Genomic DNA, 22214 nt, shown 5'->3' with positions numbered 1-22214 from the left:
TATGTTTCAAAAAATATTAATTGCGAATCGCGGAGAAATCGCTGTTCGTATTATGAAAACTTGTCAAAAACTTGGCATTCGCACTGTTGCTATTTATTCTGAAGCAGATGAAAATGCCCTGCATGTGAAAATGGCAAATGAAGCTTACTTAGTAGGTGGACCGCGTGTTCAAGAGAGTTATTTAAACCTTGAAAAAATTATTGAAATAGCTAAGAAGACAAATGCAGAAGCAATTCATCCGGGTTATGGTTTATTATCAGAGAATCCGTCTTTTCCGGTTCGTTGCAAAGAAGAAGGAATTGTATTTATCGGTCCTTCAGAAGAAATCATTACGAAGATGGGAAGTAAAATCGAATCACGTATCGCAATGCAAGCAGCAGATGTCCCAGTAGTCCCAGGTATTACTACAAATATTGAAACTGCTGAAGAAGCAATTGAAATTGCAAAACAAATTGGTTATCCATTAATGCTTAAGGCATCCGCAGGCGGCGGAGGCATTGGTATGCAGTTGATGGAAACTGAGCAAACGCTCACCAAAGCATTTGAAAGTAATAAAACAAGAGCGCAAAACTTCTTCGGTAACGGAGAAATGTATTTAGAGCGATATATAGCAGACGCGCATCATATTGAAATTCAGCTATTAGCAGATACACATGGTAACACAGTGTATTTATGGGAGCGTGAATGTTCGGTGCAGCGCCGAAATCAAAAAGTAATCGAAGAAGCACCTTCACCATTTTTAGATGAAGGTACACGAAAAGCGATGGGAGAAGTTGCTGTACAAGCTGCCAAAGCACTTGGCTATACAAATGCAGGTACAGTTGAGTTTCTTGTAGATGATCAGAAGAACTTCTATTTCTTAGAGATGAATACGAGATTACAAGTAGAGCATCCAGTGACAGAAGAAATTACGGGATTAGACCTTGTAGAACAGCAACTCCTTATCGCAAGTGGAGGGAAACTATCATTTACTCAGGATGATGTAAAACGTAGTGGTCATGCCATTGAAGCTCGTATTTATGCAGAGGATCCGAAAACATTCTTCCCGTCACCTGGGAAAATTACAGATTTAACATTACCGTCAAATGTACGGATCGATCACTTCTTAGAAAATCATGTAACGATTACACCTTTCTATGATCCGATGATTGCGAAAGTTATTGCACATGGCGAGACTCGTGAAGAAGCAATTTCGAAATTACATGATGCTCTAGAAGAATTAAAAGTAGAAGGTATTAAAACGAACACACCAATGCTACTGCAAGTTTTGGAAGACGAAGTGTTCAAAGAGGGTATTTATACAACGGGTTTTGTAACAAAACAACTCGTTAAAAAATAATATTTAACAATATTAAGGGGGAAAAATGATGACGAAAGTATACGCATCGATGGCAGGAAACGTTTGGAAGATTGTTGTAGGAATAGGAGATACAGTAGAGGAAGAGCAGGATGTCGTCATTTTAGAATCTATGAAAATGGAAATTCCAATCATTTCAGAAGAAGCCGGCACAGTTATGAAAATTAATGTGCAAGAAGGCGATTTTGTAAATGAAGGAGATGTATTATTAGAAATTGAATAGGGAGATATAGGGGGAAGCGAATTGAAACTACCTAATTTTGCTGTCATTAAAGAAGTAGGACCACGTGATGGTTTACAAAATGAAAAAAAGATTGTTGGCACAAAAGATAAAGTAAAATGGATTCAACTACTTACAGAAGCAGGATTGTCGTATGTTGAAGTTTCCTCATTCGTTCACCCAAAATGGGTCCCAGCATTAGCGGATGCAAATGATGTGTTTTCTGAGCTGAAAAGGGATCCAAATGTTACATATGCTGCGCTTGTTCCGAATCAAAATGGTTTGGAACGAGCTTTTTTGCAAAATGTAGATGAGGTGAATGTTTTTTTATCAGCAAGTGAATCTCATAATAAAAGTAATATTAATAAATCGATTAAAGAAGCATTAGTTGTAATCGAAGATATAACAAAACAGGCATTATTCGAAGGGAAAAAGGTAAGAGGCTATGTTTCTACTGTATTTGGATGTCCTTATGAAGGGGATATAAGTCTCGCAGCAGTTGACGAATTATGTAATCAACTATTTTCATACGGCATTTATGAAGTTTCTCTTGGGGATACAATCGGTGTAGCGAATCCATTACAAGTAGAACAAGTATTAGAACACCTATTAAAGAAGTATGATGCTTCGCAGTTTGCAATGCATTTTCATAATACGTATGGAATGGCTCTAGCGAATGTAGTTAAATCATTAGAATACGGTATTACAACATTTGATAGTTCTTGTGGTGGACTCGGGGGCTGCCCTTATGCACCAGGAGCATCAGGTAATGTTGCTACTGATGACCTAGTACATATGCTCCATAAATTAGGAGTCCAAACGAATATAGACGAAGAAAAGTTATTGAGAGCTAGTCAATTTATTCAAAGTAAGTTAAATATCCAATTACCGAGTCATGTGTATAGAGCGCTTCAACATAAAACGATAAGTAGGTGAGTAGATGCTACAATTACAAAACATTTCCGTTGATTACGTAACACCTCACGTAGTAAAGATTTCGTTAAATCGTGCAAGACAAGCAAACTCATTATCTTTGGCATTATTAGATGAATTACAAACTATATTAACTCAAATAAGTGAAGATTCAAACGCGCGTGTAGTTATTTTGACTGGTGCTGGTGAAAAAGCATTTTGTGCTGGTGCAGATTTAAAAGAGCGTGCCGATATGAATGAAGAACAAGTTCGCCATGCTGTTAGTATGATTCGCACTACTATGGAAATGGTTGAACAATTACCACAGCCAGTTATCGCGGCTATAAATGGAATCGCCCTTGGTGGTGGTACAGAATTAAGTTTAGCTTGTGATTTTAGAATTGCGGCTGAATCTGCAAGTCTTGGTCTTACTGAAACGACTCTTGCAATAATACCAGGAGCAGGTGGTACGCAGCGTTTGCCAAGATTAATTGGTGTTGGTAGAGCGAAAGAATTAATTTATACAGGAAGACGTATTTCGGCGCAAGAAGCAAAAGAATATGGTCTAGTAGAATTTGTTGTACCATCTCAGTTACTTGAAGAAAAAGCGATTGAAATAGCAGAAAGAATTGCTAGTAATGGCCCTATTGCTGTTCGATTAGCAAAAGAAGCGATTTCAAACGGTATTCAAGTTGATTTACATACCGGATTACAAATGGAAAAACAAGCGTATGAGGGTGTAATCCATACGAAAGATAGATTAGAAGGATTACAAGCATTCAAGGAAAAACGCACACCAACGTATAAGGGGGAGTAAATATGTTAGATCAAAAACAACAATCGAATACATTTGAAGAACGAGTTGAAACGATTAAACAAGGCGGGGCACCGAAATATCATGAACAAAATAAAGCAAAAGGAAAATTATTTGTTCGAGATCGTTTAGCGCTTCTATTTGATAATGGCGAATATGTAGAAGATGCATTATTTGCTAACTGTGAACAAACAGGCTTACCTGCGGACGGCGTTGTAACGGCAACGGGTAAAATACATGGTCGTACTGCGTGTGTAATGGCCAATGATTCTACTGTAAAAGCAGGATCATGGGGATCACGCACAGTTGAAAAGATTTTACGTATTCAAGAAACAGCTGAAAAATTACGTGTTCCGTTATTTTATTTAGTCGACTCTGCCGGAGCGCGTATTACAGATCAAGTAGAAATGTTCCCAGGGCGCCGCGGTGCAGGAAGAATCTTCTATAATCAAGTGAAATTATCAGGTAAAGTTCCTCAAGTATGCTTATTATTTGGACCTTCTGCAGCTGGTGGTGCGTATATTCCAGCCTTTTGTGACGTTGTAATGATGGTAGAAGGAAATGCATCTATGTATTTAGGATCTCCTCGTATGGCTGAGATGGTTATCGGTGAGAAGGTAACTTTAGAAGAAATGGGCGGAGCTCGTATGCATTGCTCTGTATCAGGATGCGGAGATGTTTTATGTAAGACAGAAGAAGATGCGATTACGCAAGCAAGACAATACATTTCATATTTTCCAAACAACTACTTAGAAAAGACTCCATTGGTTACACCTCAAGAACCGAAACAATTCGATAAAACGTTAGAACAAATCATTCCAGAAAATCAAAATGCTCCTTTCAATATGAAAGATCTCATTAATAGAGTTATTGATGAAGGTTCATTCTATGAAGTGAAAAAATTATTTGCTCAAGAGCTAATTACAGGCTTAGCACGTATTGATGGTAAGCCAGTTGGTATTATTGCAAATCAGCCGCGTATGAAGGGCGGCGTATTATTCCACGATTCAGCTGATAAAGCTGCTAAGTTTATTAATTTATGCGATGCATATCATATTCCATTATTATTCCTTGCGGACGTACCAGGATTTATGATTGGTACAAAAGTAGAGCGTGCTGGTATTATTCGCCACGGTGCAAAAATGATTTCTGCAATGAGTGAAGCAACTGTACCGAAGATTTCTATCGTTGTTCGTAAAGCATATGGCGCTGGTTTATATGCGATGGCAGGTCCAGCATTTGAACCAGATTGCTGCCTGGCATTACCGACAGCCTCTATTGCGGTAATGGGTCCAGAAGCTGCGGTCAATGCTGTATATGCAAATAAAATTGCAGCTTTACCAGAAGAAGAGCGTGCTAGCTTCATTGCTGAAAAACGTGAAGAGTATAAGAAAGATATTGATATTTATCATTTAGCATCAGAGATGGTGATTGATGGTATTGTTCATCCAAACAATTTACGTGAAGAGTTAAAAGGACGTTTCGAAATGTATATGAGTAAATATCAAGTATTCACGGATCGTAAACATCCTGTATATCCAGTTTAAAAGCCCTATTTAGGGCTTTCTTGCTCAAAAAGTTAAGGAGGGGAAAACATTGAAACAAGCAGTTTGGTTTCCAACAGAAGAGTACAAGGAAAAAACACGTTTATATAGTTGGATGAAATCATTGGGATATGAAGACTATGAAACTTTTTATAATAAATCTATTGAGGAAACAGCATGGTTTTGGGGAGAGGCAGAAGAAGCAGTTGGCTATCAATGGATGAAACCTTATACAGAAGTGTTAGATTTAGAAAATGGTACACCGTTTGCACAGTGGTATAATGGCGGAACATGTAACGTTGTAGAATCAGCTTTATCCCGCTGGCTTGCGGATGAAGAGACAAGAATACAGCCAGCACTTCAGTACGAAGGAGAAAATGGAACTTCAAAATCATTTACATATGAAGAGCTTGATAACTGGGTAAGCCGTGTTGCCAGTGGTTTGAAACACGCGGGTATTGAGAAAGGTGACCGTGTAACAATTTATATGCCGATGATTCCAGAAACAGTTGTTGCGATGCTAGCTATAATGAAAATCGGAGCAATTATTTCACCAATATTCTCAGGCTTTGCGTCTGATGCAGTTATGACACGTGTGCAAGCGGCAGGTTCAAAAATGATTATTACCGCAGATGGATTTTCACGCCGCGGAAAAATTGTTTCTTTAAAAGATGAAGTAGATAAAGCCTGTGAACATTGCCCAACTGTTGAAAAAGTGGTAATCGTTCGTCATGCAGGAAATGATTTTACACCACATAACTATGACTTTTCCTGGAGTACGCTAGAAAAAGAAAAACCATTTATACATGCCGAAGAAATGCAAAGTGATGATCCATTAATGCTCATTTATACATCAGGAACGACTGGTAAGCCGAAAGGAACAGTACACACGCATGCAGGATTTCCTTTGAAAGCAGCTTTTGATGCAGGATTCGGAATGAATATTAAACAAGGTGATCGTGTATTATGGGTAACTGATATGGGCTGGATGATGGGGCCATTTCTATTATTCGGTTCACTCATTAATGGAGCAACGATGGTTATGTACGAAGGTGTTCCAGACTTCCCAGAAGCAGACCGGTTATGGGAGACAGTTGATAAATATGAAATTACTCATCTAGGTATTTCACCAACGTTAATACGAGCATTAATGGCAAAAGGTGATGAGTATGTCAATAAACATTCTTTAAAGAGTTTGGAAGTATTCGCATCAACAGGAGAACCTTGGAATCCTGATCCATGGATGTGGCTGTTTGAAACAGTTGGAAAAGGAAATGTCCCAATCTGTAACTACTCAGGTGGAACTGAAATCTCTGGTGGGATTTTCGGTAATGTTCTTATTAAGCCAATCGCACCGATTAGTTTTAACGCATCTTTACCAGGAATGGCAGCTGTCGTACTGGATGATCAAGGTAAACCAATTCGAGATGAAGTCGGAGAATTATGCTTAGAGAAACCTTGGGTAGGTATGACGAAAAGCTTCTGGGAAGATGATGAACGTTACGTAAACACATATTGGTCGCGTTTTGAAAATAAATGGGTCCACGGTGACTGGGTCATTTACGATGGTGAACAATATATCATCACAGGGCGTTCAGACGATACGTTAAATATTGCAGGTAAACGTATTGGACCTGCTGAATATGAATCTATTCTTGTGAAACATAATGATGTAATCGAAGCTGCTGCAATTGGTGTACCTGACGAAGTAAAAGGTGAAGTTTGTCATTGTTTTGTAGTATTAAGAGATCATGTAACATTCACAGGAGAATTAAAGAAAGAATTAATGTGTTTAGTAAACTCTCATATTGGAAAAGCGTTGTGTCCTAAAGACATCCACGTTGTAGAAGATTTACCGAAAACACGTAATTCTAAAGTAATGCGCCGTGTTATTAAAGCAGCTTACTTAGGAAAAGAATTAGGTGATTTATCATCGCTTGTAAATCCTGAAGTAGTTCCGTTTATTCAGGGGTTACAGTCTAGTAAATTATAAAGTTAGAAAGGAGCTCTATATAAATAGAGCTCCTTTTTTATGTTTATAAAAAGAGAAGGAGTGAAGTTGATGAAGAAGAAAAATTCTACTATTAGTGTTAAGTATGTCTGTTTTATAGTTTTTATTAAAATACGATACTGTGGCATGTTTATTCATTGGAGTAATTAAATTTTGTTAAGGATGAAATTCAATAAAAGCGTTATTTTAATAGGTTGTTACGAAATTTAATTTGAAAGGCAAATCCAAATGATAAAAAAAAGCACTATAAATCAGTGCTCTTTTTATTAGAAATTGCTTAGTTCTTAAAAATAAAATTATTACGGACAATTTACAATGGTAATAATGACGCTAGCCATTGTTCCAGGAGAATCAAGAAGTGAAGCAGTAACGGTTACTGTTCCAGGCCCATTAGCGGCTAGAAATACAGCGGTAAAGTTACCTGAGGCATTGGTAATGACAGCAAGAGGAACCATGAAAGCAAGAGATGGGTTACTAAATGAAAAACTGACCACTACCCCTGGAGTAGGACTACCGTTTACTAATACTTGACCCGAAAAAAATAAAGTATTATTTCCTTGAGTGGATACACATGCTGTGGTTTCGTTAGAAGTCAAGGTAATAGATGCAGGTCCAGCAGGAAGATTAAATCCAGTTGGTCCAGTTGGTCCAGTTGGTCCAGTTGGTCCAGTTGGTCCAGTTGATCCGGTTGGTCCGGTTGATCCGGTCGATCCGGTTGATCCGGTTGGCCCAGTCGGTCCAGTTGATCCGGCTGGTCCGGTTGATCCGGTCGATCCGGTTGATCCGGTTGGCCCAGTCGGTCCAGTTGATCCGGTTAATCCAGTAGCTCCTGTAGAACCGGTGGGACCGGTAGGGAATTGAAAAGGTTGAACAGGTGGAAGTGTAGGTCCAATAGAACCCGGATTAAGTGCAGCAAAAGATAAAAACTCGTCCATTATTTATCACCTCTAAAAATCGTATTACTAATAGTAAATGTAATGATAGAGCAAAGTGAAACGGACAAGCGGTTGTATTTTAACAAATTAAACAAAGTAGTTATATGATAGAAAGAGAGATTAGTATGATTCCTTTAGAAATTAAATATAAAAAGGCGATTATCTTCAAATCGCCTTTTAGGTAATGCCGTGTAATTTTATTCAGTTATTTGAAATATAGTTTCATTTTGTTTAGAAAATCCATACAGTTTCCTTGCGAATTTTAAAATTTCTTCTTCACTACTTGTTAAAGCCTTAACATCATTTTTAAGGGAATGACTATCCTTCTTTATAGAAGATAATTTTTGTTGCTCCGTATTAAGTGTGATCTGTTTTTCTTTAATCATTTCTTGTTGATTATTCAGAGAATATTGAAGGACAAAAATTATAGGTAATATAAAAGCCAAAGTAGTTATAATACGGCGTCTTGTTTTTTTTATACTACCTTGTTGGGTATTAGGATTCACTTGCTGTGAGGGTATATTAGGATTTGATTGGTGTGATGATACTTTTGGGATGTTTCCCATTAAAATGCCTCCATTACTGATCGTAGAATTTAAACCGTTTAAAAGTATTATAAATGTTCAATAGGGATTTTAGAAGATATTTTGATATAGGTGAGTTTTGTAAAATTTAAACAAAATCTTTATTTAAATAAAAGAAACCCCGATTGTCTGTGGGGCTCCTGAAGATAATGAAAGTACTCGACTAATTAAAGATTCCATGAATTTTTTGGTGAAAATGCTGGTAAATTCGTCTGAATTAATGAGAGCATCTAAAGCTTTATACGTATGTGAAGTAATTAAAAATCGATTTATAAGAGTTAACTTCTTTTTTCTTAATACCCCACTTAATCAGTAAATATATATGTCTGTTGAAATCTTTATGTGTTCATTGACAAAAAGCTGACTATATTCAGTCAGCTTTTTGTATAATACATTCTAGTATTTATCGGTTCCAAAAGACATATTCTTTCCTTTAAGTTGACATTAAAAATATTACCAATTTTTTCTTTTGCAATGGCAACAAATAAAGAAACATTTACAACGACACTTATTTCGTTTAGAACTCCAATCATCATCACGATGACACTTTTCTTTAGATTTCCACCAATCATCATTACAATGTTTTTTCTGAGAACTCCAATCATCATCACAATGACACTTTTCTTTAGATTTCCACCAATCATCACAACAATGCTTTTTCTGAGAACTCCAGCAATCATTTTTCCAGGACATTCATTTCTACCTCCTTTCAATAGTGTTCATATTATTCTATGTTTTAATAAAAAAATGGCTTGTTTATTAACCTACTATTTTATCTTTATATGATAGAGTGTTTTCTACTCAATATAGAGTTCATACAAACTATGGTAATTTTTAAGAGATAGTGGAGGGAACTACTACTAGTTATGGTATTTTTTAATAAACATTTGTTGAAGAAAGCGTTCTGATTACAAATAATATCTTATTTTCGAGTACGCTTTTTTGAATGTATATTTCACAATAACAAAGGAAAAATCCACAAATAAAGTCTATGTATATGTGAGTTAATGGGAAAATTTAGTGCGTTTTTAAGGAGCGTCTTATTTAAAAGAAAAAAGATTTGTTTTAGAAAGCGGTGTCTAAACATTAAATGGAGTAGGACTAAATTCACGGCCGCTCATTAAACAAGCTTTTAATTAGGAGAGGTCTGTTTTTATAATGAATAATGAAAAGAAAGTTTGGTACAATTGCTTGTTTTTTTCTTTTTATGTGTTTGCCTCGTACCCTTTTAAGCTAGTGGACATACTTTACTAATAGAAAGGATTAGGGGGTGAGGTATTGGGTTCTCGATTTAATAATTGTAAAAAGAAGTGTACATGTAAACAAGATGATTGTTGGGAAGTATTCGAAGAGTGTAAAAAAGAACAGCATGAGAAATGTGATAATTCTTGTGTACAAGGAATTAGAGATGAACTTAAGAAATTAATTAATCGAACAGTTCAAATTAACACAGAGGGACGTACTTATGTAGGTACTGTTTCGTCTGTAAGTTGTGATGTAGTTAAGCTTGCAGCTATTCCTGGATCGGTTGGAGTAATTATTTCCATTTGCAAAATTGAAGCAATTTTCCCACCTGTTACAACGGTTACTGCTGACTTTGATTTTAATGGTATTGATGTAGCAAACAAAGCATAATTATGCTGCTTTTTTGTAAAGCCATTCACATGAATGGCTTTATTTTAATTTCATATAAAAGGAGAATATATTCTTTATATAGAAATAAGTTTGAGGTTATAAAGTATGATGTACGAAAGGAGCATGGAAGTGATTAAGCTAAAAACCTTTAAAAAATCTGATTTTAAACAATTAATAAATTGGATTAATTCTGAAGAATTTCTAATACAATGGTCAGGAAATGCATTCACATTCCCTTTAGACGAACAGCAATTAGAGAAGTATTTAGAAAGTGCAAATACACTCGCTTTCAAAGTGGTAGATGAAGAGACTTCAGACGTTATTGGTCACATTTCGCTTGGGCAAATAGATAATATTAATAATTCGGCTAGAATTGGAAAAGTATTAGTTGGTAATACGAAGATGAGAGGACGTTCTATAGGAAAAAATATGATGAAAGCAGTACTTCATATTGCTTTTGACGAATTAAAACTACATAGAGTAACTCTTGGTGTGTATGATTTTAATATATCGGCCATTTCATGTTACGAAAAAATAGGGTTTGTAAAAGAAGGCTTATTAAGAGAGTCAAAAAGAGTAGGAGAAACGTATTGGAATTTATGGGAAATGAGTATGTTAGAATATGAATGGAAGAAGTAGCAACGATAGTAATTTATAATTATATTATGTTAACAAAAGGGGCTTGGTGGGTATAGTGGATAATAAAACAAAAATAATCTCAATTGCAGCTGTTTCGGGGGGAGGTAAAACTACAATTACAGAAAGATTAAAGCATAAGTTTAAAAACTCAAAAGCTCTATATTTTGATAGTTATACATTTGATAACTCTCCTGCTGATATTTGTAAATGGATTGATGATGGGGCGAATTACGATGAGTGGGTATTAACACCATTAATTCATGATATTGAGCAACTTATACAAAATAATACCTTAGACTATATTATTGTAGATTATCCTTTTGCATACTTAAATAGTGAGATGCGAAAATTCATTGATGTAACTATATTTATTGATACGCCTTTAGATATTGCGATGGCTAGAAGGATTTTGCGAGATTTTAAGGAAGGTACAATAGATGAAATACATAATGATTTGGAACATTACATGACATATGCGAGAAAAGCTTATTTAGAGGCAATTCATACTGTTAAGCCGAATTCAGATATCATATTGGATGGTTCTTTATCTGTAAGTGAAATAATTAATCACGCTGTCGAGGAACTTGGCCGAAGAGAAGTGATTGTCAATGGTTAAATGTATAACAGATGCTGTTAGGTGGATAATTGAAGTAAGGGAGAGATAAATGTGTATACTTTATTTTAATATAATTGGCAAGTAAGAGATGATTGGTTTAAGAGGTGTGAACAACTTTCAGAGGAAGATTTACTTTGCAAACTGGTGGTATTTTAGAAACATTATTTCATATTGTAGATGTAGAGTATAGTTGGATTAGTGCTCTTCAAGGAGAAGAAGATAGAGAACCGTGATTTAAAGATATTCAAAAAGTGAAAGCGTTATCTGATTTATATAAACGAGAACTTGAAGGTTTTTTGCAGTCATGGTCATCTAGCCTAGAATGCTAGCACACTTAAAATAAGACGTATAAAAAGTTAATCATTGTGTGCTTTGATTATATAATGTCGCGAAATAAATAGTGTGAAGGACAGCTATCTTAGCAAGTGTTTCATGTAACGTTCATATACTTTAATTTTTTATAATTAATCAAATTTGAATTTTGTTTGTTGTTAAGAAAAGGTGAGAAGAAAATAAAAAAAGAGGGCTAATGCCCTCTTTTTTTATTAATTTGGTAATTAATCACAGATTGGTATCCCAAGCACTCTTAGAGCTAATGCTACTTGAAGGGAAATCTCTAATCTAGCAATTTCAATACCAGCTACCGAAAGAACTAAAAAAGGTTGTCCGTTTACAAATACAACGCAACTATCCATAGTTAAGCCTCCTTTGTAGTAATCTACTATAGTATATGGATTAAACTTTAATATGTAATAGTTAAATTGTTGGATTTAATAGAATTAATAGATTAACCTATTTAAACTAAATAAACGAACACAATGAATGGGAACAGAGATGGATGTATGCCTCAAAAAGCATAAGTTTTAAGACATGTAATTGTACATGAAATTCATAATATTGGGCAGCTATCTATATGGGCGAGGGAGTTAAACTTGCAACCAGTTTCAGCAAATTTGATTGGAAAAGGATTATAGAATTAGAAACCGACTTGCATCTCAAACGCAAGTCGGTTTTTATATATAAGAAGATTTCTTAATTGAAATCCTCGGATTTTTTCTGACGTATATGTAAAAACATTAAGGTGGTAATGATTAAAAAAATCATTATAGTTTGTATAATTAAATTTTTAAACTGAAGCAATATTGTCCACGATGTAAGGGTGTCTTTAAAAGCTTGGAGTGCAGAGTACGAGGAAGGATCAAAACCATACTGTAGCAACTTTTTTGTTTCAATAAATGAAATGTTTTCTTCATCTGCATCTAATATTACTGAAATTAGTCTTGTATCTCCTAGTTTTGCTGTACTGACAAAACTATAATTACCGTTAGTTGAAAAACTAGTTTGTAAGCCATCAACACCTTGAAGTTTAATGTTTTCATTAAGGGAATATATCATTTTATTCGTATTGAAAACCTGGGAATCTTTGAAGGTAAATTGGTAAGAGGTTAGTTTCGTAATATTCAATACATCTGGAAAATCTTTTACTAATCGTGCTGCTAGTTTAGCTGCGTCTATTGCTGTTGTAGTTGATTGTTTATTTGTATCATGATTAATTCCAGTAGAGTTTAGAAATGGAGATGGTTGTAATAACTTTAGTTCTTTTGCTTTTTTATTCATTAACATTGTAAAGTTATCTTCATTTCCAGCAATGTGTTCTGCGAGAGCGAGTGCAGAACGATTATTCCCTGCCAGTAGCAATGCATGAAGTAAATCACGAACCGTCGTTTTGTCATTCGATGTTACTTGTATAGGACTTGTTTCTACTCGGAAAACTTCGTTACTTATTTGTACGAAGTCATCTAACTGTATTTTTCTATCATTTAGTTGCTCCAATACGATATATTCTGTCATTAATTTAGATAAAGCAGCTGATTGTACTGGAGTTTCTTCATCTTTTTTATAAACAATTTCACCTGAATTAGCATTTATTAAAATAGCTGATTTAGCTTGAATAATCGGACCATTTACATAAAGGTAAAAATATAAAACGATAAGTGCAGTAATGAAAAAAGATAATAATAAAATAGCGAATTTTTTTAAGAATTGCATAAGCGATCCTCCTATTATGACATCAATAATAGTATTGTAAAAAGGAATGCTTAATTAGGAAGAAAGAAAAGGTAAAGAATTTCTAAAGAATTATAAAGGATTATTTATTTTTTGTAATTAATGGAAAAAGTTCAATTTCTTATATGTTAAGAAATTGAACTTTTTATTTGTGATATTAACCTTTGTAAGGGAGTAGTTTTACAGTGAAAGTTGTTTTTTCGTCATCACTATATACTTCAATTGTTCCTTTATGCAATTCGACTATACTTTTTGCAATTGCTAATCCAAGTCCAGATCCACCAGTGTTTGTAGAGCGTGATTTCTCAACGCGATAAAAACGTTCAAAAATATGAGGTAAATCCGTACTAGGAATAGGTTGTCCGTAATTTGTTATATCAATTGTAATCATATTATTGCTTTCATAAGCAGTAAGGTCAATATAGCGACCTTCGCTTCCATAAGCGATAGCGTTTATAATAAGATTTTCAAACACACGCACTAATTTGTCACCATCAGCTAATACCATGAGCTTTTGAGATGGGAAAGAAGGTCGACATTCTATATTAGCTTCTTGAACCTGTATTCGGAATTGAACAGTTAATTGTCCAAGTAACTCTACAATATCAATGGGGACAGAATACAGGCTTAATTCTTTATTTTGAACACGTGTATATTCGAACAAGTCATTCATTAATGCATTAAGACGAGTTACTTTATCGTAAATGACTTGAATATAGTATCGCAATTCCACTTCATCTCTATAATTATCATGATGGATTAAATTTACGTATCCAACTATAGAAGTAAGAGGAGTGCGTAAGTCATGTGATACATTTGTAATAAGTTCACTTTTGGCTTGTTCCGCTTGTCTTTCTTCATCAATTGAGACTTTTAATTGTTCAACAATTTCATTGACCCCGATTGCTAACTCTTCCAGATAATTATGATTTACAATAGAAACTTTATGATTGAAGTTTCCATTTGCAATATAACGAATTTCTTCTATCATTTTTTTAATACAAGTTTCATAGTAAAGTTTTCTCTCGTGACGATAAAAAATGTAAAGATAGGATGAAAAAATAGAAAATAAAAACAAATAAGAAACAATCATCATCCATAACGACTCTTTAATCCCTTTATACTTTTCATAACCAAAAATTCGAATGAATTCTTTACCAAGTTCGGTTAGAGTAAGTGAACTCTCAATTACACTCGTAACGAGGCGATAAATAATTAATTCAGTAATAGGAGTGAGTGTGATAGCTAATAAGAGCCAAAAAATAAGTTTCCATTTAGGAATATCTTTTAATATATCAAATGCTTCATTTCTCAATTTTATAGCCAACTCCCCAAACAGTATGAATCAATTTTTCTCCATTCATTACTGTTTCAAGTTTATCCCGTAAGTTGCTAATATGGACCATTACCGTCTTATTTGAACCATAACCATCTTCATTCCAAACGCGTTCGAAAATTTCTTCTGAACTAAATACTCTTCCTGTATTACTCGCAAGTAAATATAAAATATCGAATTCAATAGAGGTTAGTTTAATATACTCTCCATTTACTTTAACAGTATGATTATGTTTGTGTATTTCAACAGAGCGAATACGAATAATACCATCTTCATTCTTTTGCGAAGTAGCATTTTGGAAAGATGATCTTCGTAGTAAAGCTTTCACTCTAGCTACTAATTCTAATGGATTGAATGGTTTGATCATATAATCATCGGCACCTGTCATAAGACCTAATATTTTATCCATATCTTCTGCTTTTGCACTAAGCATTAGAATTGGTACAGTATTATTTTCACGTACTTCCTGACAAACTTCTAATCCGTTTCGTTTTGGCATCATAATATCCAAAATCATAAGGTCAACTTCATATGTAGAAACCTTTTGTAATGCTTCATCGCCATCATAAGCTTTATAAATGTTATAGCCTTCATTTCGCAAATAAACAGCAAGTAATTCAACAATTTCTTTATCATCATCAATAATTAATATGTTTTTATTCATTTTGTAGTTCCTTTCCTTACAAATCATCAACATTACTATAATATCAAACATTTATGTACTTGTAGCAATGATTCTGTATAAAATTTCATGTAACGTATTAAAAAGGAGTAAAAAGATTAATAACGAATATAAAATAACAAAGATATTTAAATTCTGCATTATAATGAAAGTTAGTTATAAGGGGGATTTTCTATGTTATATAATGATATATATTCATTTACTCCAACTGGAAAAATAGACAATGATATTAAAGATTTTCTACTAAAATATAATAAAGAGTTTACATATAAACATTCAATTCGTGTGGCAAATGAGGCAAAAAAGATTGCAGAAAAGTTTCACGTAGATAAAGAAAAAGCAGCAATTGCAGGATATTTACATGATATTAGTGGCATTTTTCCGAACGAGGAGTGGATTGCAGTTGCTGAAGAATTTGGGGTAGAAATAGAGGAAGCAGAAAGAAAGTTTCCTATGATTATTCATCAAAAACTATCGAGAGTAATCGCAAAAGAAATATTTAAAGTAGAAGATGAAGAAGTATTAGATGCAATTTGTTGTCATACTACACTGCGTAAACACCCAACAAAGATGGATTTAGTTTTATTTGTTGCAGATAAAATAGAATGGGATCAAAAGGGGACACCACCATATTTAATAGAAATAAAAAAAGGATTGGAAAAATCTTTAGAAAAAGCTGCTTTTGTATATATTTCATATTTGTGGGAAAGGAAAGATACATTGAAAGTTATGCATCCGTGGCTAGAAGAAGCATATTGGTATTTAAAAGAAATTGTAGAGTAGAAGGGACAAAAAAATGCAATTAAAAGAATATATGAATCAAACATTTCCAGGAGTTACATTAGTACCGTACTTATATTCTCAGTGGGGAAATCATTTGCATTTTGATTTTGGAAAAGATAAATATCAAATTGTAGAAGGAACCGACGATTTAAATATGGAATACTTTTCTCAACTATATACATATAATAAATTCTTATTTGAAGACATATTTTCAAAAGAAGATGTAGTGTTTGTAGTGACAAATGTTTATAGATTTAAAAAGGAAAACACAAAAACTCCACAGAAAATAAATGTATACAATAAATATATTAAGAAAAGAGATTTAAGATTTCATATAAGACAAGAAACGTTACCGTTTCTATTTGAAGATGAAGAGGCAGATTTATCCCGCTATTTGCCGGGCAGTAAGACCCCCACCTCAAAATTCAGCGAAAGCAAAGAAGGTAGGTGGGAATCAACTGCCCCTAAAAGCCCGATTGGTGAGGGCTGATAATCAGTGGGGGATGAACAAAACCCCCACTGATTAAAGTTTCACTTTATATTGTACATATCAATTTTCTTTAAAATGTCTTGCGGAAGATATTAAATATGAATCGCTTATACAAGCTGCTAATCATGAGGATTTCTCTGATTTGTATCCTCGATTTGGACGGAAAAAAGGAATTTCTTATCCAGATGTATTTCTCATAAATGCAACGAAAGATATTGTCATGTTTATGTATGATGATAGAGGATGTGAAGTAATTGCGAAGAATAAAGAAATAATACGAGATTTATATAAGAAATATAAAGAATGGATTCCAGATTATGAACGAGAAAGTATAGATAACTTATTTAAATGACAATAGGGGAAGTGAAGCGTGTAATGAAACGTATTGCAATTGTATCTGCATGGGAACCAGAACTGACGTATTTGCATCAACATTATCCGAGTGAACGTGTTGAAAAAAGAGCAGCTTGGGAATTTCATTTTCATACTATTAATGAGCTGGAAATTATATCAGTTGTTACTGGTGTTGGTAAAGTAAGCTGCGCTAGTTGTGTACAATTGTTAATTAGTGAGTTTCAGCCAGATGAGTTGTTTATGACAGGAATATGCGGAAGTTTATCAAACAAGGTGAAAAACGGTCATATTGTAGTCGCACTAAACGCAATACAACACGATGTTACTGCTGCTGGTTCAGGGGAAAATGTTTTTAATTTATATAACGGTAGAACAGCACCTATTGAAACAACAAAATCACTTGTAAGAAGAATAAAAAAAATACGATCGTATGATCCGATACATTTCGGTACATTTTTATCAGGAGATCAACGTATTCGTAGTTCGGAAATGAGATATTTACTCCATACCGTATATGGAGCATTGGCAGTTGATCAAGAAGTAGCAGCTTTCGCCTATGTGTGTCAAATAAATAAAAAACCATTTCTATGTTTAAAAGCTGCTTCAGATCAAGCAAATGATAAAACGAAAGAAGAACAAAAAATCTTTAAAATGCTAGCATGCGAAAGAGCATGTGAGCATTTAATTGCTTTTTTACGTGTTTATGAGATTAATGTAGTAAATAATAGATAGTTTGTTATAAAACAAATTAATAGTGAGTTATATGTAGGGAAATGTCCGTTCATTTCAAATTAAGAGATAAAATTAATAATAGATGGAATTTATTATATGCTTACATGTTGAGTTTAATACAAGCAATTGGAGGACAATTTTATATGATTCAATATAAAAGGTGTAGTGAAGTAAATATTGATTTAGTATATGAAGCTTTTAAAGAGGGATTTTCAGATTACATTATTAAAATGGAAGTTTCAAAAGGAGATTTTATACACCGTTTTTTTGGGCCAGAAGGTAACTTGCTAGAACATTCTTTTCTTGCTTTAGAAGAAGGCAAATCTGTTGGCGTAATACTTGGTGGTATAAAGGATTATGAAAGTATAAAGACTATGCGCTGCGGAACATTAGCGGTTCATCCTAATTATCGCGGTATTGGTGTGAGTCAAAAATTATTTGAGCTGCATAAAGAAGAGGCACTTCAACATGGATGTAAGCAACTTTTTCTCGAAGTCATTGTAGGGAACGACCGGGCGATTCATTTTTATAATAAGTTGGGCTATGTAAAAGTGTACGATCTTTCTTATTATAATTTAAATGATTTGACTAAAATAATGAATAAAGATTGTAAGGATATTGAAGTAAAACAATTAGAATTTCCAACTTTTAAAGATGAAATTCAGAAATGGTTAAACTTCCATATAAATTGGCAAAATGATGTTGATTATATCGAACAAACAAATAATGTATTTTATGGTGCATATGTCGATAATGAATTAAAAGGCTCTCTATGTGTAAATGAACAAGGTAAAATTAGTTTTATTTTCGTAGACAAAGATTATAGAAATATTGGTGTTGGGATGACATTATTACAAGTAGCAAGAGAAGAATTACATTTATCAAGTTTATCAATTGGGTTTCCTAACAATAATTTACTGGAGGGTTTTTTAAAGAAATGTAGATTTGAAAAGAATTCTTTAGCACAATATGAAATGTATTTATTACTCTAAGAGCGGAAAGATTTATTCTTTTCGCTTTTTATTTTGCTGTTATGTTGGTAAATGCTCCGTAACTATAATTTATAATGCGAGGGATTTTGTTTATCCTTAAGTTATTTTTTTAATTGTCAATTTCATGCTAATAATTTTCTTTGTATAATATTCTAATTTTATGTAGAATAGATACGATGGGAGGGGATGAAATGAATAATGGATTAAAGTTTAAGATTTTTGAATTGCATTGTCTTGTTCAAAAGACTTATTCTGATATTAAAATAGCGTGTGATATTGCTATTTATCAAGAAAACACTTCTAAATATTTAATTTCATTAGGATTTTTAAATAAATCATATATGACTTATATAGAAGCAAAAAGATTCTATCGCGAAAATGAAGAGCTAATAAGTGTAGAATTTGATAATTTCTTTAGTATGTATGATAAATTAGAAAACGAATTAAAACAAGTTATTTCAACTGAAGATACAAATCCTTCATTGCTACATAGCAGACTTGATCAGTTTCAGCAGAAAGTTGAAAATATAAATGACCTAATAAAAGTATTGCAAAATGCTCGTTAATGAATGCTTTTTTGTATAGAAATTATGTATTAAAAACATTTTAGGGATATTACATATTAAAGAGGTGGCTTTTGTTGATTACAAAAGTCATCTTTTTATGTTAGGAATTGATTGTATACATTTTAGCAGTTTCATATAAATAATAGGAATTTATACGAGGTAAATATCATGGGAAATAAAAAAGAAATAGCTATAGTTGCATTAACAACAGGATTCGTTTTAACAAGTGTAACACCATATGGAGTAGGTCATGCAGAGGAACCTGGTCAAATGCAAGTAGAAATTCAAGAGGATTCGTTCCGTACAGGTGATCTTACACAACCATCACAAAAGGCACCAGAGAATGTAGTGAAAGATGCACTTAAGGAAAATACGGATCATGCTTTGTCTCCAAAACAAGTTAGTGCAGAAACAGGAGTAGATTACAAGGTTCTTCAAAAACGTGGTTCTTATGATGGAACTACACTTGTGCGCATGCAACAAATATATGAAGGAAAAGAAGTGTATGGCCACCAGTTGACTGCTCACGTTGATAAAAAAGGTATTATTAAAAGCATTTCAGGAGCTAGCGCACAAAATTTAACACAAGAAAATTTAAAGAAACCTATTAATTTATCAAAAGAAGAATCGAAACAATATATTTATAAAAAGTACGGAAACGACACTAAATTTATTTCTGAGCCAGAAGTTAAGGCGGTTATTTTTGTTGATGAAAATCATGGGCAGGCTAGCAATGCATATCAAGTTACATTTGCTGCTACAACACCAAATTATGTATCTGGAACTTATTTAGTGAATGCTCATAATGGTGAAATGTTAAAAGATATGGTACAAGAATCAAGTTTGAAAATAAGTGAAGAGTATGTTCAATCCGTTAAGGAAAATAAAACTAGCAATTTCACATCATTAACTGGAACAGGAAAAGATGATTTAGGCGTAACTCGTACATTTGGTATTTCTAAACAGACCAGTGGGAATTATGCGCTTGCTGATTACACAAGAGGACAAGGAATTGAGACATATGATGTAAATTATAGAGATATTACAAATGAAGAAAGTTATTATCCTGGTATACTAGCAACTAGCACTTCAACGACATTTAATGATCCAAAGGCGGTAAGCGCTCATTTCTTAGCAACAAAGGTATATGATTTTTATAAAGAAAAATATAATCGTAATAGTTTTGATAATAAGGGAAAAAAAGTAGTTTCAGTTGTACATGCGTGGGATTCTGGAGGAACAAATGATCCTGAAAATTGGGAGAATGCATTTAGTACTAATATTAATAACATTAGTATGCTTTTATATGGAGATCCTATGGTAAAAGCATTCGATATAGCCGGTCATGAATTTACACATGCAGTTACATCTAGCGAATCTAACCTTGAATTTTCAGGAGAATCTGGGGCGATTAACGAGGCATTATCTGATATTATGGGAACGGCTATAGAGAAATACATAAATAATGGGGAATTTAACTGGACAATAGGAGAACAAACGGGATCGACTTTTCGTAATATGAAAAATCCAACTGCAATTAATTTTTCAGAAGGACTACCGTATCCTGATGATTATAGTAAATATAATGATTTAAATGGAGAGGATTATGGAGGCGTTCATTTTAATTCAAGTATTATTAATAAAGTTGCGTATTTAATTGCACAAGGTGGTACTCATAACGGTGTAAATGTAAATGGTATTGGTGAAGATAAAATGTTTGATATTTTCTATTATGCAAATAATGATGAATTAAACATGACTTCTGATTTCTCTGAATTGAGATTGGCATGTCTTAAAGTGGCAACTAATAAATATGGAATGAACTCAATTGAAGTTCAAGCAGTCCAAAATGCTTTTGATGCTGCAAAAATTATAGAAAAAGTGAAAGAAAACGAAAAAACAGCAGAAAACCAAGCTCCAGAGTTAACTGTACCGTTTACGATTACACTACGTGTAGGTGATACGTTTGATCCAATGAGAAATGTAAAAGCTGTTGATAAAGAAGATGGAGATTTAACAAATAAAGTAAAGCATAAAGGCGATGTAGATACTTCAAAACCAGGTACATACATTGTAGAATACCTGGTTGTTGATTCTCAAGGGAAGACTGCAACGGCTACACAGACTGTAATTGTAGAGGGAAATGGAGAAATATCAGATTTAGAACCTAAATTAACAGTGCCTGTTGAAGCGACAATTCATGTAGGAGATTCATTTGTTCCAATGGAAGAAGTATTAGCTATAGATAAAGAAGACAGTGATCTCACTGCTAAAATCACAGTTGATGGTGAAGTAGATACAACTAAAGCCGGTACTTACGTATTAACATACACGGTAACAGATTCTAAAGGTCATGAAGTAACGGCGAAGCAAACTGTAACGGTCAAAGTTAGAGAAGAAGTTACAAATGAAAAACCAATACTAAAAGTACCTGCTACAACTTCAATTACTGAGGGTGATCAATTTGATCCGTGGGTAGGAGTATCAGCTACTGATAAAGAGGATCGGGACCTTACTTCTAAAGTAGCGTATGAAGGAACTATAGATATAACTAAAGCTGGTACTTATGAAATATTATATAGTGTTAGAGATTCCGTGGGTAATGAGGTAAATACAGTACAAAAAGTATTAGTGAAACATAAAGAAACTAGCAAAGCTAATGGCCTTGCAAATAAAACAATTAAGAATAATATCTCAAACAACAGTAATACCGATAAAAAAGAATATACATATAAGGAGCTTCCAAAGACGGGTGTAAGTACCACTAACAGTGCAGCAATCGGCATATTAATGATTATTACAGGTACAGTACTCACTTTGGTTCGCAAATTTAGAAAGATACAAAAATAATAGTAGGGATTATTCGTTTGAAGAAAAGAGTTCATTATCCAGAAGAAATAAAGTAGAAAGTAAGTAAAATGAAATATGGATTTTTTACTTATTAA

At 33.6% G+C, this 22214-nt stretch carries 22 protein-coding genes and 5 pseudogenes; 20 read left to right on the top strand and 7 right to left on the bottom strand.

All coding sequences use genetic code 11. The annotated features are described in order from the left end of the window. The first annotated feature begins 1 nt into the window (after nucleotide 1). From C4S65_RS24990 to C4S65_RS35375, 8 genes are all read left to right on the top strand, one after another. On the top strand, nucleotides 2-1339 hold the full coding sequence (locus C4S65_RS24990) for an acetyl-CoA carboxylase biotin carboxylase subunit (protein WP_000486745.1): 1338 nt from the start codon (nucleotides 2-4) through the stop codon (nucleotides 1337-1339). A gap of 25 nt (nucleotides 1340-1364) precedes the next feature. Then, complete coding sequence (locus C4S65_RS24985; RefSeq protein ID WP_002094580.1) at nucleotides 1365-1580, top strand: acetyl-CoA carboxylase biotin carboxyl carrier protein subunit; 216 nt, start codon at nucleotides 1365-1367, stop codon at nucleotides 1578-1580. A gap of 21 nt (nucleotides 1581-1601) precedes the next feature. Then, the gene (gene mvaB / locus C4S65_RS24980; protein ID WP_000775429.1) at nucleotides 1602-2513 is read left to right on the top strand and encodes a hydroxymethylglutaryl-CoA lyase; all 912 of its coding nucleotides are present in this window, start codon (nucleotides 1602-1604) and stop codon (nucleotides 2511-2513) included. Nucleotides 2514-2517: 4 nt separating this feature from the next. Beyond that, on the top strand, nucleotides 2518-3306 hold the full coding sequence (locus C4S65_RS24975; RefSeq protein WP_000939792.1) for an enoyl-CoA hydratase: 789 nt from the start codon (nucleotides 2518-2520) through the stop codon (nucleotides 3304-3306). A 2-nt stretch (nucleotides 3307-3308) separates the two neighbouring features. Beyond that, nucleotides 3309-4850 carry an acyl-CoA carboxylase subunit beta gene (locus C4S65_RS24970; protein ID WP_000886755.1) on the top strand — a complete coding sequence of 514 codons (1542 nt, stop codon included), beginning with the start codon at nucleotides 3309-3311 and terminating at the stop codon, nucleotides 4848-4850. A gap of 49 nt (nucleotides 4851-4899) precedes the next feature. Beyond that, on the top strand, nucleotides 4900-6840 hold the full coding sequence (locus C4S65_RS24965) for an AMP-binding protein (protein WP_086406177.1): 1941 nt from the start codon (nucleotides 4900-4902) through the stop codon (nucleotides 6838-6840). Between the two features lie 333 nt (nucleotides 6841-7173). Next, nucleotides 7174-7389: a hypothetical protein gene (locus C4S65_RS35380; RefSeq protein WP_000236251.1), complete on the top strand. Its 216-nt coding sequence runs from the start codon at nucleotides 7174-7176 to the stop codon at nucleotides 7387-7389. 45 nt (nucleotides 7390-7434) lie between these two features. Continuing rightward, nucleotides 7435-7719 (top strand): hypothetical protein, encoded by a 285-nt coding sequence (locus C4S65_RS35375; protein ID WP_254905517.1) that lies wholly within the window; start codon nucleotides 7435-7437, stop codon nucleotides 7717-7719. A gap of 17 nt (nucleotides 7720-7736) precedes the next feature. Here the strand turns inward: C4S65_RS35375 and C4S65_RS35370 are convergent. The 3 genes and pseudogenes from C4S65_RS35370 to C4S65_RS24945 all read right to left on the bottom strand — a co-directional run. Then, nucleotides 7737-7793: pseudogene (locus tag C4S65_RS35370) on the bottom strand (exosporium leader peptide-containing protein); the annotation flags it as partial. A 197-nt stretch (nucleotides 7794-7990) separates the two neighbouring features. Next, the gene (locus C4S65_RS24950) at nucleotides 7991-8359 is read right to left on the bottom strand and encodes a septum formation initiator family protein (protein ID WP_086406179.1); all 369 of its coding nucleotides are present in this window, start codon (nucleotides 8357-8359) and stop codon (nucleotides 7991-7993) included. A gap of 392 nt (nucleotides 8360-8751) precedes the next feature. Then, nucleotides 8752-9057, bottom strand: a complete 306-nt coding sequence (locus tag C4S65_RS24945) for a hypothetical protein (RefSeq protein ID WP_000560144.1) — start codon at nucleotides 9055-9057, stop codon at nucleotides 8752-8754. A 598-nt stretch (nucleotides 9058-9655) separates the two neighbouring features. Between C4S65_RS24945 and C4S65_RS24940 the strand changes: the two genes are divergently transcribed. From C4S65_RS24940 to C4S65_RS35365, 4 genes and pseudogenes are all read left to right on the top strand, one after another. After that, the gene (locus tag C4S65_RS24940; protein WP_000535573.1) at nucleotides 9656-10012 is read left to right on the top strand and encodes a hypothetical protein; all 357 of its coding nucleotides are present in this window, start codon (nucleotides 9656-9658) and stop codon (nucleotides 10010-10012) included. A gap of 105 nt (nucleotides 10013-10117) precedes the next feature. Next, nucleotides 10118-10651: a GNAT family protein gene (locus C4S65_RS24935; RefSeq protein WP_140337737.1), complete on the top strand. Its 534-nt coding sequence runs from the start codon at nucleotides 10118-10120 to the stop codon at nucleotides 10649-10651. Nucleotides 10652-10706: 55 nt separating this feature from the next. Further along, on the top strand, nucleotides 10707-11267 hold the full coding sequence (locus C4S65_RS24930; RefSeq protein ID WP_000369206.1) for an AAA family ATPase: 561 nt from the start codon (nucleotides 10707-10709) through the stop codon (nucleotides 11265-11267). A gap of 51 nt (nucleotides 11268-11318) precedes the next feature. Beyond that, a pseudogene (locus tag C4S65_RS35365) lies at nucleotides 11319-11593 on the top strand (DinB family protein); the annotation flags it as partial. Between the two features lie 231 nt (nucleotides 11594-11824). On the opposite strand, the gene C4S65_RS24925 reads toward C4S65_RS35365, so the two are convergent. Then, a complete protein-coding gene (locus C4S65_RS24925; protein ID WP_000376554.1) occupies nucleotides 11825-11962 on the bottom strand; it encodes a DUF3956 domain-containing protein in 138 nt (45 codons plus the stop codon). A 165-nt stretch (nucleotides 11963-12127) separates the two neighbouring features. On the opposite strand from C4S65_RS24925, the pseudogene C4S65_RS24920 reads away from it, so the two are divergent. Beyond that, nucleotides 12128-12241: pseudogene (locus C4S65_RS24920) on the top strand (DNA damage-inducible protein DinB); the annotation flags it as partial. 58 nt (nucleotides 12242-12299) lie between these two features. On the opposite strand, the gene C4S65_RS24915 reads toward C4S65_RS24920, so the two are convergent. The 3 genes from C4S65_RS24915 to C4S65_RS24905 form a co-directional block, all read right to left on the bottom strand. Next, the gene (locus tag C4S65_RS24915) at nucleotides 12300-13316 is read right to left on the bottom strand and encodes a D-alanyl-D-alanine carboxypeptidase family protein (RefSeq protein ID WP_001160041.1); all 1017 of its coding nucleotides are present in this window, start codon (nucleotides 13314-13316) and stop codon (nucleotides 12300-12302) included. 175 nt (nucleotides 13317-13491) lie between these two features. Then, complete coding sequence (locus tag C4S65_RS24910) at nucleotides 13492-14649, bottom strand: HAMP domain-containing sensor histidine kinase (RefSeq protein WP_001243313.1); 1158 nt, start codon at nucleotides 14647-14649, stop codon at nucleotides 13492-13494. Beyond that, nucleotides 14639-15334: a response regulator transcription factor gene (locus C4S65_RS24905; RefSeq protein ID WP_001038809.1), complete on the bottom strand. Its 696-nt coding sequence runs from the start codon at nucleotides 15332-15334 to the stop codon at nucleotides 14639-14641. Before C4S65_RS24905 ends, C4S65_RS24910 begins: the two co-directional genes overlap by 11 nt. Nucleotides 15335-15526: 192 nt before the next feature. Between C4S65_RS24905 and yqeK the strand changes: the two genes are divergently transcribed. From yqeK to C4S65_RS24870, 7 genes and pseudogenes are all read left to right on the top strand, one after another. After that, a complete protein-coding gene (gene yqeK / locus C4S65_RS24900; RefSeq protein ID WP_000966601.1) occupies nucleotides 15527-16135 on the top strand; it encodes a bis(5'-nucleosyl)-tetraphosphatase (symmetrical) YqeK in 609 nt (202 codons plus the stop codon). A 13-nt stretch (nucleotides 16136-16148) separates the two neighbouring features. After that, nucleotides 16149-16520, top strand: a pseudogene (locus C4S65_RS24895) (hypothetical protein); the annotation flags it as partial. Between the two features lie 151 nt (nucleotides 16521-16671). Beyond that, nucleotides 16672-16977: pseudogene (locus C4S65_RS34070) on the top strand (DUF3885 domain-containing protein); the annotation flags it as partial. Beyond that, entirely contained in the window at nucleotides 16974-17711 is a 738-nt protein-coding gene (mtnN, locus tag C4S65_RS24885; protein WP_029442355.1) for a 5'-methylthioadenosine/S-adenosylhomocysteine nucleosidase, read from the top strand. The pseudogene C4S65_RS34070 and the gene mtnN, both read left to right, overlap by 4 nt. A 143-nt stretch (nucleotides 17712-17854) precedes the next feature. Continuing rightward, nucleotides 17855-18703, top strand: coding sequence for a GNAT family N-acetyltransferase (locus C4S65_RS24880; protein WP_086406182.1), 849 nt, complete (start codon nucleotides 17855-17857; stop codon nucleotides 18701-18703). 191 nt (nucleotides 18704-18894) lie between these two features. After that, on the top strand, nucleotides 18895-19269 hold the full coding sequence (locus C4S65_RS24875; protein ID WP_086406183.1) for a hypothetical protein: 375 nt from the start codon (nucleotides 18895-18897) through the stop codon (nucleotides 19267-19269). 168 nt (nucleotides 19270-19437) lie between these two features. Further along, nucleotides 19438-22119 carry a M4 family metallopeptidase gene (locus C4S65_RS24870; RefSeq protein ID WP_086406184.1) on the top strand — a complete coding sequence of 894 codons (2682 nt, stop codon included), beginning with the start codon at nucleotides 19438-19440 and terminating at the stop codon, nucleotides 22117-22119. Nucleotides 22120-22214: the final 95 nt, after the last annotated feature.

It is taken from the genome of Bacillus sp. ok061 (genome assembly GCF_900108285.1).
Lineage (GTDB): Bacteria > Bacillota > Bacilli > Bacillales > Bacillaceae_G > Bacillus_A > Bacillus_A thuringiensis_S.
The sequence above is the reverse complement of the archived record's forward strand: the minus strand, read 5'-3'. Positions and strand labels throughout refer to the sequence as shown.